At 67.0% G+C, this 12,911-nt stretch carries 9 protein-coding genes; all 9 read left to right on the plus strand.

Annotation, left to right across the window (positions count from 1 at the left end):
- Positions 1 to 3: 3 nt before the first annotated feature.
- Complete coding sequence (locus tag AC07P1_RS03675; RefSeq protein WP_494694547.1) at positions 4 to 900, plus strand: SMP-30/gluconolactonase/LRE family protein; 897 nt, start codon at positions 4 to 6, stop codon at positions 898 to 900.
- 304 nt (positions 901 to 1,204) lie between these two features.
- Positions 1,205 to 2,677, plus strand: coding sequence for a glucose-6-phosphate dehydrogenase (zwf, locus tag AC07P1_RS03680; RefSeq protein ID WP_494694548.1), 1,473 nt, complete (start codon positions 1,205 to 1,207; stop codon positions 2,675 to 2,677).
- Positions 2,678 to 2,696: 19 nt separating this feature from the next.
- A complete protein-coding gene (locus AC07P1_RS03685) occupies positions 2,697 to 3,551 on the plus strand; it encodes an SIS domain-containing protein (protein WP_494694549.1) in 855 nt (284 codons plus the stop codon).
- Between the two features lie 179 nt (positions 3,552 to 3,730).
- Positions 3,731 to 5,185 carry an ATPase domain-containing protein gene (locus AC07P1_RS03690; protein ID WP_494694550.1) on the plus strand — a complete coding sequence of 485 codons (1,455 nt, stop codon included), beginning with the start codon at positions 3,731 to 3,733 and terminating at the stop codon, positions 5,183 to 5,185.
- A 9-nt stretch (positions 5,186 to 5,194) separates the two neighbouring features.
- A complete protein-coding gene (locus tag AC07P1_RS03695; protein ID WP_494694551.1) occupies positions 5,195 to 5,599 on the plus strand; it encodes a response regulator in 405 nt (134 codons plus the stop codon).
- Positions 5,600 to 5,792: 193 nt separating this feature from the next.
- The gene (gene tal, locus AC07P1_RS03700) at positions 5,793 to 6,728 is read left to right on the plus strand and encodes a transaldolase (protein ID WP_494694552.1); all 936 of its coding nucleotides are present in this window, start codon (positions 5,793 to 5,795) and stop codon (positions 6,726 to 6,728) included.
- A gap of 282 nt (positions 6,729 to 7,010) precedes the next feature.
- Positions 7,011 to 8,213, plus strand: a complete 1,203-nt coding sequence (locus tag AC07P1_RS03705; protein WP_494694553.1) for an efflux RND transporter periplasmic adaptor subunit — start codon at positions 7,011 to 7,013, stop codon at positions 8,211 to 8,213.
- A gap of 12 nt (positions 8,214 to 8,225) precedes the next feature.
- Positions 8,226 to 11,378 carry an efflux RND transporter permease subunit gene (locus AC07P1_RS03710; protein WP_494694554.1) on the plus strand — a complete coding sequence of 1,051 codons (3,153 nt, stop codon included), beginning with the start codon at positions 8,226 to 8,228 and terminating at the stop codon, positions 11,376 to 11,378.
- Positions 11,371 to 12,855: an efflux transporter outer membrane subunit gene (locus AC07P1_RS03715; protein WP_494694794.1), complete on the plus strand. Its 1,485-nt coding sequence runs from the start codon at positions 11,371 to 11,373 to the stop codon at positions 12,853 to 12,855. The genes AC07P1_RS03710 and AC07P1_RS03715 overlap by 8 nt, the downstream gene beginning before the upstream one ends.
- The last annotated feature ends 56 nt before the right edge of the window (positions 12,856 to 12,911 follow it).

The raw sequence follows: 12,911 nt of genomic DNA on the forward strand, positions 1-12,911 counted from the left end.
ACCATGAGCGCACCGCACATCGAAGTGGCCTACGACGCCGTCATGCAAACCGGCGAATGCCCGCTGTGGCACGAGGGGGAGCAGGCGCTGTACTGGGTCGACATCCCCGCCTTCACCGTGCACCGGCTCGACCCGGCCAGCGGCGACCACCGCGCGTGGCGGCTGTCGAGCGAACCGGCCAGCCTGGCCGTCAGCGACAACGGCGGTTTGATCGTCGCCATGCGCAGCGGCTTTTACCACCTCGACACCGGCGCCGACGACGTGCGCATCACCGAGATCGCGCCGGCGCCGTACGACACCTCGCTGGCCCGCTTCAACGATGGCCGGGTCGATCCGGCCGGGCGCTTCTGGGTTGGCACCATCTACGAGCCGCGCGACCGGCCGGCCGCCGAGATGTTCGTGCTGGAGCAAGGCGAGATCCGCAAGGCGTGGTCGGGCGGCATGACCAACTCGAACGGCCTCGGTTTCAGCCCGGACGGCAAAACCATGTACCACGCCGATACCACCGCGCACTTGGTGCGGCGCTTCGACTTCGACGTCGACGCCGGCACGGTGGAAAACCAGCGGCCGCTGATGCAGTTCTCGGCCGACAAGGCCAATAATTACGGCGGCCGTCCGGACGGCGCGGCGGTCGACAGCGACGGCAACTACTGGAGCGCGCTGTTCGAGGGCGGCCGGTTGGTCAAGCTGTCGCCGGACGGCGAACTGCTCGACGAGATCAAGCTGCCGTTGCGTTGTCCGACGATGGCGGCCTTCGGCGGTGCCGATTTGCGCACCTTGTACGTCACCAGCGCCGGCGAGCGGCCGGCGGCCGAGCTGGCGCAGTATCCGCTCAGCGGCAAGCTGCTGGCGATCGCAGTGGACGTCGCCGGCCGCGTGGAGCCGCAGTACCGGAATTAAATAGCGCCGCGGGCGGCTCACACATGGCGGATTAGGCGGCACGCCGTAATCCGCCACGCGCCGCCACGACCGCCACCGCGCCCCGGCAAAAACCGGCGCGACCCTGTATAGTATCCCGACAACCAAGCCAGCAAACCATACCAAAAACACCAACAAAATGTAGTAAAATTACTTGCATTTCACCGCTTACCGTAGTAAATTTACACAATGAAAAATCGCCTCCGGTTATAGTGTCAAGCCGGCGGCGGCGCTCCGCAGCGACTTCCCATTCAGGCACACCCAACTCTTGCGACGACTCTCAATTATGGCTCTTACCGATTTTGATCTGGTTCTGTTCGGCGGCAGCGGCGATCTCGCGATGCGCAAATTGCTGCCGGCGATGTACGCCCGCGACGTGGCCAACGACCTGCCCCCGACCGCGCGCATCATCTGCGTCGGCCGCGCGGACGCCAGCCAGGAGGACTTCCTGCACACGGTCGAAACCACCTCCAAGCCCCACATCAAGTCGCCGGCCATCACCCCGGTCGCATGGAGCCGCTTCACCGCGCGCATCGTCTACGTGTCGCTCAACGCCACCGACAGCGCCAGCTACAAGAACCTGGTCGAGGCGCTGCGCAAGGACGACGCCATCACCCGCGTCTACTACCTGGCCACGCCGCCGGCGATCTTCTCGCAGATCTGCGACAACCTCAAAGAAAACGGCCTGGTCACCAAGAATTCGCGCGTGGTGCTGGAAAAGCCGCTCGGGCGCGACCTCGCCTCGGCCAAGCAGATCAACGCCGAAGTGGGCAAGGTCTTCGAGGAATCGCAGATCTACCGGATCGACCACTACCTCGGCAAGGAGACCGTGCAGAATCTGCTGGCCCTGCGCTTCGGCAACATCCTGTTCGAGCCGCTGTGGCGCCGCGAATGGATCTCCGACGTGCAGATCACCATCGCCGAGAAACTCGGCGTCGGCAACCGCATGGGCTACTACGACACGTCGGGCGCGCTGCGCGACATGCTGCAAAACCACCTGTTGCAACTGCTGTGCATCGTCGCCATGGAACCGCCGACCTCGATCGCCCCGGACGCCGTGCGCGACGCCAAGCTGCAAGTGCTGCGCTCGCTCAAGAAATTCACGCCGACCACCTTGGCGCAAAACATCGTGCGCGGCCAGTACCGCGCCGGCCACGTCGACGGCAAGGCCGTGCCGAGCTACCGCGACGAGCCGGACGCGCCGGAACACTCGCGCACCGAGACCTTCGTCGCCATGAAGGCCGAGATCGACACGTGGCGCTGGGCCGGCGTGCCGTTCTACCTGCGCACCGGCAAGCGCATGGCCGACGGCCTGGCCGAGATCGTCGTGCGCTTCAAGCAGATCCCGCACTCGATCTTCGCCCAGCCGACCAACAGCTTCCAGCCCAATTCGCTGGTCATCCGCCTGCAGCCCGACGAGGGCCTGCGTATGAACCTGATGGCCAAGACGCCCGGCGACGGCATGCGCCTGAAGCAAGCCGAGCTGGAACTGGACTTCCGCGAATCGTTCAAATCGCCCCGGATGGACGCCTACGAGCGCCTGCTGCTGGACGTCTTGCGCGGCCAATTGACCCTGTTCATGCGCGGCGACGAGCTGGAAGCGGCGTGGGAATGGGTCGAACCGATCCTGAACAACTGGGAAAGCGACGACAGCTACCCGATCCCGTACGCCTCCGGCACCTGGGGTCCGGCCGCCGCCTCCGCGCTGATCGGCCGCGACGGCCTGCAGTGGCGCGAAGAAGCGCTGCCGGAAGACTAAAGACCAACCCGCCGCTCCGATGCTGCTCGACTCCATCCGCACCCAGCTCGACTCGCTCTCCAAATCGGAGCGCAAGGTCGCGCTGGCCGTGCTCAACCACCCCGGCCAGACGGTCAGCCAGAACATCACCGCGCTCGCCAAGAGCGCGCAAGTGTCCGAGCCGACCGTGGTGCGCTTTTGCCGCACGCTGGGCTACGACGGCTGGCACGAGTTCAAGCTGAAACTGGCGCAGGGGCTGGCGCTGGCCCTGCCGGGTCTCAACGAGCAGCCGACCCAGGACGATCTCGCGGCCGACCTGGTCAACAAGATCTGCAGCCGCTCGATCAACACCCTGCTCGACCTGCGCAACAACCTCGACCCGGACGCCATCCAGAAGGCGCTCGACATCCTGGCCAAAGCCAACAAGATCGAGTTCTACGGCCAGGGCACGTCCGGCATCGTCGCCGCCGACGCCCAGCACAAGTTCTTCCGTTCCGGCGTGCCGACGGTGGCCTACGCCGACCCGCACATCCACAGCATCGCCGCCGCCCTGTTGCGCACCGGCGACGCCGTGGTCGCCATCTCCCAGCGCGGCAACAGCCCGTCGCTGGTGCGCTCGATCAAGCTGGCCCGCCGCGGCGGCGCCGACGTCATCGTGCTGGCGCCGTCGGGCACGCCGCTGGCCGACCTGGCCACGGTGCTCATCCCGATCGACCTGATCTTCAATATCGACCCCTACACGCCGATCTCGGCGCGCCTGGCGTATCTCGTCGTCATCGACGTGCTGGCCGTCGGCCTGGCGCTGCAGCGCGGCCCCGAGTTCCGCAAGAAGATGCAGAACGCCCAGAAGGCGCTGCAAGAGTTCGACTTGCAATTCGACTCCTTCATCGGCTAAGCTCTCCCTCTTACAAAAAAACCACTACCTGCCGCCGTGGGTGTGCTGGCGTACGCGGGCCTCGCGCGAGGCCTCCTATAATTGTTGCTGTGCTACAGTGTGTCTGTTTTTTACGCAGGCACAACATTGCCGTTTGCACATGCAGTACGTTCGTGGCCGACGAGCCCCCGAGAGTGGACATGACTACCTTTACCTCCCATACCGCCCAACCCGCAGTGCGCATGCCGCTGCTGCAGACGGGCGTGTCCGGCTTCGACCAGATCCTCGGCGGCGGCTTTCCGGCCCACAGCCTGTATCTGATCCAGGGCCTGGCCGGCAGCGGCAAGACCACCCTGGCCTGCCAGATCGGCTTCCAGCACGCCCACCAGGGCAAGAAGGTGCTAATCCTGACCTTGATCGCCGAAACCCACGGCAAAATGCTCAACCACCTGAGCAGCTTCTCCTTCTTCGACGAGAAGCTGGTCGGCGAGCGCATCATCTTCCTCGGCGCCTACAACGAACTGCTCAAGGGCGGCCTGCGCGAACTGCTCAAGTCGATCGCCGCCACCCTGGCCGACCAGCGCCCCGACATCATGATCATCGACGGCTTCCGCACCGTGCGCGAGGCCAAGCCGTCGGATGTGGCGCTGTCCGAGTTCATGCTCTCGCTCAATTCGCTGGTGGCGACCATGCAGTGCACCACCTTCCTGCTCTCGCCCACCGAGGGCAACGTGGCCGACTCGGAAAACACGCTGGTCGACGGCTTGATCGAACTGAGCCAGTATGAGCAGGGCTTGCAGCTGATCCGCGAGATCAAGGTCTTCAAGTTGCGCGGCAGCAAGCACCTGCTGGGCCGCCACGTGTTCGAGGTCGGCGCCGACGGCGTCGCCATCTACCCCCGCCTGGAGGCTGTCAGCACCGTGTCCGGCGCCACCCCGGCCGTGTCGCGTCAGCGCCTCGGCTTCGGCATCGAGGGCTGGGACAAGCTGACCAACGGCGGCGTGGCGCGCGGCTCGACCACGGCGCTGCTGGGCAATCCCGGCGTCGGCAAGACCCTGATGGGCCTGCATTTCATCTACGACGGCTTGAAACGCGGCGAAAACTGCCTGATCGCCGGCTTCTACGAGTCGCCGCTGCGGCTGCTGGAAAAATCGGCCAGCGTCGGCATGGACATGACGCCCTATTACGACAGCGGCGCGCTGGAGATCATCTGGCATCCGCCGCTCGAGGTGCTGGTCGACGCCATGGCCCAGGACATGCTGCGCAACGTCGAGCGGCGCGGCGTCACGCGCCTGCTGATGGACGGCCTCGACGGCCTGCGCGAGATCGTCATCCACGAGGGCCGCTCGCGCTCCTTCCTGGCCGCGCTGGTGAACGAGCTGCGCTGCCGCAACGTCACCAGCTTTTTCACGCAAGAGCTGCCGTACTTCGGCACCGGGCCGGCGCACAGCGAGGTGTCGGCCTCGATGTTGTTCGAAAACATCATCCTGTTGCGCTACGTCGACGTGCGCGGCATCAACCGGCGCCAGATCGGCGTGCTCAAGCTGCGCGAGAACAGCTACGACGCGGCCAACCACATCCTGCTCATCACCGACCAAGGCATGACGATCGAAGGCGCCGTGTTCGGCCCCGTCGCGCCGCCGCAGACGCTATAGCGAGATGACATGAGCGACTCCCCGGCTATCATGGACGCCAACCCGGATGGAAAAATCATCCTGGTGGTCGACGACGAGTTCGACGTCCTGTCGGCGTACACGATGCTGTTCGAATACCGCGGCTACCGCGTGCGCACCGCCGGCAACGGCGTCGAGGCGCTGGAGGCGGCCGCGCGCGAACGCCCGGACATCATCGTCTCCGACTACATGATGCCGGTGATGGACGGCGCCCAGCTGTGCCTGCAATGGCGGGCCGACCCGGCGCTGGCCGCCATCCCCTTCATCCTGGCCAGCGCCGGCATCCCGCGCAAGGACCAGGTCCTGCCGTACGACACCTTCTTCCGCAAGCCGATCCGCTTCGAAGTGCTGCTCGAGGAAATCGCACGGCTGATCGCGCGCGGCGCGGCGTCGTGACGCCCGCCCCCCGAACCATGCAAACCCCGGAGACACGTAGGGCGGATTAGGCGGAACGCCGTAATCGGCCATCGATGAGCCGCCGGCAGCGCATGCATGGCCGATTACGCTACGCTAATCCGCCCTACGCAAACCGGTCACCCTTGAGTACAATAAGACAACGCAATCCCCTTACCTCTGATTGGCAGCGCATATGAACCAACTCGAACAGCTCAAGCAATTCACCACCGTGGTCGCCGACACCGGTGACTTCCAGTCGATCCAGGCCTACACGCCGCGCGACGCCACCACCAACCCGTCGCTGATCCTCAAGGCGGTGCAAAAGGACGAATACAAGCCGCTGCTGGAAAAAGCCGTGCGCGACAACCTCGACCGCTCGATCCCGGACACCATCGACCACCTGCTGGTCGCCTTCGGCAAGCAGATCCTGCGCATCATCCCGGGCCGCGTGTCGACCGAGATCGACGCCCGCCTGTCGTTCGACGTCGAGGGCTCGGTGGCCAAGGGCCGCGACCTGATCAAGCTGTACGAGGCGGCCGGCATCGAGCGCGAACGCGTGCTGATCAAGATGGCCGCCACCTGGGAGGGCATCCGCGCCGCCGAGATCCTGGAAAAGGAAGGCATCCGTTGCAACATGACCCTGCTGTTCTCGCTGGGCCAGGCGATCGCCTGCGCCGACGCCGGCGCCCAGCTGATCTCGCCGTTCGTCGGCCGCATCTACGACTGGTACAAGAAATCCACCGGCCTCGACTACACCGGCGGCGAAGACCCGGGCGTGCAGTCGGTCAAGCGCATCTACAACTACTACCGCAAGTTCGGCTACAAGACCGAGGTCATGGGTGCGAGCTTCCGCAACACCGGCCAGATCCTGGAACTGGCCGGCTGCGACCTGCTCACCATCAGCCCGGACCTGCTGCAGAAGCTGGCCGACACCGACGCCCCGGTCGAGCGCAAGCTCAGCGCCGACAAAGTACCGGCGTCGGGCATCATCAAGCTGACCCAGGACGAGAAAACCTTCCGCTTCCAGCTCAACGAGGACCAGATGGCGTCCGAGAAGCTGGCCGAGGGCATCCGCGCCTTCTGCGCCGATTCGGGCAAACTGAAACAAATCATCTCCGGCATGCGCTAACCCCGGCATGACGGGCCGGGTCGAGCCGGAGGGGGGCGGGAGCACGGCATCAGCCGTCCTCCCGCCCTTTGCCTTTTATGACGACTTCTCGGCAACCATTGGTCAAAATCCGGCCACCGGCGCACGGCCATCTCGCACCAAAATGCGGCAATTTCGCGCAACTTGGCACAAATCGATATATACAAAACGTTACATAACTGACTGTATTACAATGTTGCAGCCTCATCCGGCACACGCTCCGGCTGGCAAACGTCCAACACTATTCTTTTCAGAGACCATCCAATGAGATCCGTCCCTCGTTCCACCACATTCGCCTGCGCCGCCCTCACACTAGCCGTTGCGGTGCTCAGCGCCTGCGGTAAGAAAGACGCCGCGCCCGCCACCCCGCCGCCGCCGAAGGTGGCGGTGGTCACGGTGGCGCCGGCCAGCGTCACGCTGACCAGCGAACTGCCCGGCCGCACCGAGGCCTCGCGCATCGCCGAGGTGCGCGCGCGCACCGCCGGCATCGTGCTGAAACGGGTGTTCAAGGAAGGCGGCGAGGTCAAGGCCGGCGAGGTGCTGTTCCGCATCGATCCGGCCAGCTTCCAGGCCTCGTTCGACAGCGCCCAGGCCGCCGTCGGCCGCGCCGAGGCCAACCTGGCCCAGGCCGACCTGCGCGTCAAACGCTACACGCCGTTGCTGGCCGCCCAGGCCGTCAGCCAGCAGGAATACGACGACGCCATCACCTCGCAGAAGCAGGCCCGCGCCGACCTGGCCACGGCCAAGGCGGCGCGCACCAACGCCGGCCTGACGCTAGGCTACGCCACCGTCACCGCGCCGATCGCCGGACGCATCGGCCGCGCGCTGGTGACCGAGGGCGCGCTGGTCGGCCAGGGCGAAGCGACGCCGATGGCCACGGTGCAGCAGCTCGATCCGATCTACGTCACCATCACGCAATCGTCGACCGAGCTGCTCAAGCTGCGCCGGGCGCTGGCCGACGGCAAGCTCAAAAGCGCGGGCAAGGACGAAGCCCGCGTCTCGCTGGTGACCGAGGACGGCCAAACCTATCCGCAAACGGGCAAGCTGCTGTTCGCCGACGTCTCGGTCGACCAGACCACCGGCTCGGTGTCGATGCGCGCCGAGTTCCCCAACCCCAACCGCACCCTGCTGCCGGGCATGTACGTGCGCGCGCGCCTGGAACAGGGCGTCAACGAGGCCGCCATCACCGTGCCGCAGCAGGCCGTGGTGCGCGGCACCGACGGCGCCACCGTGCTGCTGGTCGGCGCCGACAACAAGGTCACCGCCCAGGCGGTCAAGGCAGACGCCGCGCAAAACGGCAGCTGGATCGTCAGCTCCGGCCTCAAGGGCGGCGAGCGCGTCATCGTCGAGGGCTTCCAGAAGGCCAAGCCGGGCGCCACCGTGACGCCGGAGGCGTGGAGAGGTCCGGTCGGTACCTCCGCCGCGGCCGCGCCGGCCCCGGCCGCGCCAGCCGCCGCCACCAAATAATCGGGAGACCAGATGGCAAAGTTCTTCATCGACCGCCCCGTGTTCGCGTGGGTGATCGCCCTGTTCATCCTGATCGGCGGCGCGCTGTCGATCACCATGCTGCCGGTGGCGCAATACCCGACCATCGCGCCGCCGTCGATCGTCATCGACGCCAACTACCCAGGCGCCACCGCCCAGATCCTCGACGACGCCGTCACCAGCGTGATCGAACAGGAAATGAACGGCGCCGACGGCCTGCAGTACGTCGAGTCGGTCAGCGAGGGCAATGGCGCGGTGTCGATCACCGTCACCTTCCTGCCCGGCACCAACCCCGACCTGGCCGCCGTCGACGTGCAAAACCGCATCAAGCGGGTCGAGTCGCGCCTGCCGCAGGCGGTCACGCAGCAGGGCGTCAACGTCAACAAGGCGCGCAGCAACATCCTGATGTTCGTCGGCGCCTCGTCGACCGACGGCAAGATGGACACGGCCGCCATCGGCGATTACCTGGCGCGCAACGTCGTCAATGAGCTCAAGCGCCTGCCCGGCGTGGGCCAGGCCCAGTTGTTCGGCACCGAGCGCGCCATGCGCATCTGGGTCGACCCGGCCAAGCTGCTCGGCCTGCGCCTGACGATGGCCGAGGTCACCGCCGCCATCCGCGCCCAGAACGCGCAAGTGACCGCCGGCACCCTGGGCGACCTGCCCTCGCCCGAATCGCAGGCCTACGCCGCGCCGATCGTGGTGCAGGGCCAGATGACGTCGCCGGAGGAATTCGGCAAGATCGTACTGCGCGCCAACACCAACGGCTCCTTCGTGCGCCTGGCCGACGTGGCCCGCATCGAGATGGCCGGCGCCAACTTCAACCGCAGCGCCCGCCTCGACGGCAAGCCCTTCGTCGCCGTCGCCGTCCAGCAGTCGCTGACCGGCAACGCGCTGGCCACCGCCACCCTGGTGCGCGCCAAAATGGACGAGCTGTCCAAGTTCTTCCCGCCCGGCCTGAAGTACACCGTGCCGTACGACACCTCGACCTTCGTCAAGATCTCGATCGAGGAAGTGGTCAAGACCCTGTTCGAGGCGGTGCTGCTGGTGTTCATCGTCATGTACATCTTCCTGCAGAACCTGCGCTACACCCTGATCCCGACCATCGTCGTGCCGATCGCGCTGATGGGCACCTTCGCGGTGATGCAGTTGGCCGGCTTCTCGATCAACGTGCTGACCATGTTCGGCATGGTGCTGGCGATCGGCATCCTGGTCGACGACGCCATCGTCGTCGTCGAAAACGTCGAGCGCATCATGAGCGAGGAAGGCCTGTCGCCGCGCGACGCCACCCGCAAGGCGATGTCGCAGATCACCGGCGCCATCGTCGGCATCACGCTGGTGCTGATCGCCGTGTTCATCCCGATGGCCTTCTTCGGCGGTGCCGTCGGCGCCATCTACCGCCAGTTCTCGCTGGCGATGGTGTCGGCCATGGTGTTCTCGGCGCTGATGGCGCTGACCCTGACGCCGGCGCTGTGCGCCACCATTTTGAAACCGGTCGAGGCCGGCCACCACATCGAGAAGAAGGGTTTCTTCGGCTGGTTCAACCGCAAGTTCGCCGTCACCGCCACCGGCTACCAGGGCATGATCGCCAAGATGCTCACGCGCACCGGGCGCTTCATGATCGTGTTCCTGCTCATCTGCGGCGTGGTCGGCTGGCTGTACGCGCGCCTGCCGTCGTCGTTCCTGCCGAACGAGGACCAGGGCTACATCATCGCCAACGTCCAGCTGCCGCCGGGCGCCTCGCGCAGCCGCACCGAGGCCGTGCTGGCCCAGGTCGAGGACTACCTGCACAAGCAGCCGGCCGTGGCCCGCACCATCGCCGTGGCCGGCTTCAGCTTCTCCGGCGCCGGCCAGAACGTCGGCCTGGTGTTCGTGCCGCTCAAGGACTGGAGCGAACGCGGTCCGGACGACGCCGCCGACAAGGTCGCCGCGCGCGCGCTGCGCGCCCTGTCGGGCATCGCCGACGCCGTGGTCTTCCCGCTCAGCCCGCCGCCGATCCGCGAGTTGGGCAACGCCACCGGCATCACCGCGCGCCTGCAGGACCGCGCCGGCGCCGGCCACGCCGGCCTGCTCGACGCCCGCAACCAGTTGCTGGCCCTGGCCGGCAAGAGCGACATCCTCAAGGGCGTGCGCCCCGAAGGCCTGGAAGACGCGCCGCAACTGCAGATCGACGTCGACCGCGACAAGGCCAACGCGCTGGGCGTGGCCTTCGCCGACATCAACAGCCTGTTGTCGGTGGGCCTGGGCTCGAGCTACGTCAACGACTTCACCAGCAGCGGCCGCCAGCAGCGCGTCATCGTGCAGGCCGACGCGCCGCAGCGCCTGCAACCGGAGGACTTGATGCGCCTGAACGTGCGCAGCGCCTCCGGCGGCATGGTGCCGATGTCCGCCTTCGCCAGCACGCGCTGGATCAACGGCCCGGTGCAGCTGGTGCGCTACAACGGCTATCCGGCCATCAAGCTGACCGGCGACGCCGCGCCGGGACGCAGCACCGGCGAGGCCATGGCCGAACTGGAACGCCTGGCCACGCAACTGCCGCCCGGCTTCAGCATCGAATGGACCGGCCAGTCGCTGGAGGAGAAAACCTCCGGCTCGCAGGCGCCGGCGCTGTTCGCGCTGTCGATGCTGGCCGCCTTCCTGGTGCTGGCAGCGCTGTATGAAAGCGAATCGATCCCGATCGCCGTGCTGCTGGTGGTGCCGCTGGGGATTCTGGGCGCGCTGCTCGGCGCCCACATCCGCGACCTGCCCAACGACGTGTACTTCAAGGTCGGCCTGATCGCCATTATCGGCCTGTCGGCCAAGAACGCGATCCTGATCATCGAATTCGCCAAGGACCTGCAGGCGCAGGGCATGGGCCTGATCGAGGCGACCCTGGAGGCGGTGCACCTGCGCTTCCGCCCCATCATCATGACGTCGCTGGCCTTCATCCTCGGCGTGCTGCCGCTGGTGATCGCCACCGGCGCCGGCTCGGCCAGCCAGCGCGCCATCGGCACCGGCGTCATGGGCGGCATGATCACGGCGACGGTGCTGGCGGTGTTCCTGGTGCCGGTATTCTTCGTGGTGATCCGCAAAATCTTCAAGGGCAGCGAACGCCAACGCAAGTTGGCCGCTCACGAAATGGACGACAAAAAGCATGAGACTTATGACTAACCAGGCCCGCGCCTCCCTCCCCGCCGCGCGCGCGGCCTTGCTGGCGACCGCGATGCTGGGCGCGGCGCTGCTGTCGGCCTGCTCGCTGGCGCCGACCTACCAGCGTCCCGACGCCCCGGTGGCCGCCGCCTTCCCGGCCGACGACGCCGGCAAGGCCGCCAAAACCAGCGCGACGCCATCCGCCGCAACCACCCAGCGCGACGCCATCGACACCGGCTGGCGCGAGTACTTCAACGAACCGCGCCTGCAACAGCTGATCGCCGCCGCGCTGGAGAACAACCGCGACCTGCGCACCGCCGCGCTGCGCATCGAGGAGGCGCGCGCGCTGTACAACGTGCAGTCGGCCGACCGCCTGCCCAATCTCAACGCCAGCGTCGGCGCCACGCGCGCCAAGACGCCGGCCCTGCTGTCGCCCACCGGCGAGAGCGCGATCGGCCGGCGCGTCGACGCCGGCCTGTCGATCTCCTCGTTCGAGCTCGATTTCTTCGGCCGCGTGAAAAGCCTGAACGACGCCGCGCTGGCGGCCTACCTGGCCACCGACGAGGCGCGCCAGGCGGCGCAAATCAGCCTGGTCGCGCAGGTGGCGCAGGCCTATTTCACCGAGCGCGCCTACGCCGAGCAGTATGCGCTGGCGCAGCAAAGCTACGAGGCGCGCGCCCGCACCTACAAGCTCACGCAGCAGCGCGCCGAAGTGGGCGCCTCGTCGCGGCTTGACCTGCGCTCCAACGAAACGCTGATGGAGACGGCGCGCGCCGCCGCGCTGACCCTGGCGCGCCAGCGCGCGCAGGCCGAAAACGCCCTGACCCTGCTGGTCGGCCAGCCTTCGGCCACCGGCGCCGCCACCACCACGAATGCCGGAGCCATGCCGACCGACAGCCAGATCGACGCGCTCAGCGCCGTGCCGGCCGGGCTGCCGTCCGATTTGCTGGCGCGCCGGCCCGACATCCGCGCCGCCGAACAGCGGCTCAAATCGGCCAACGCCAACATCGGCGCCGCGCGCGCCGCCTTCTTCCCGCGCATCAGCCTGACGGCGGCGATCGGCAGCACCAGCCCGACCCTGGGCGGCCTGTTCGACAGCGGCACCGGCAGCTGGTCCTTCGCGCCGCAACTGGTGCTGCCGATCTTCGACGCCGGCCGCAACCGCGCCAACCTGACCCTGACCGAGGTACGCAAGAATATCGCGGTGGCCGACTACGAGAAGACCATCCAGACCGCCTTCCGCGAGGTGGCCGACGCGCTGGCCGCGCGCGACTACCTGGGCGAGCAGGTGGCGGCGCAGCGCGCGGTGCAGGACGCGCAGGCGGACCGTTTGAAGCTGTCGCAGCTGCGCTTCGACAACGGCGTCGCCAGTTCGCTCGACGTGCTGGACGCGCAGCGCGAGTTGTTCAGCGCCCAGCAGTCGCTGGTGCAGGCGCGCCTGCTTCGCACCACCAGCGCGATCGACCTGTATCGCGCCTTGGGCGGAGGTTTGAAGTAAAGCGTCACCGCCATGACACGTAGGGTGGATTAGGCGGCACGCCGTAATCCGCCATC

The organism is Duganella sp. GW821-FHT07F09 (genome assembly GCF_059418705.1).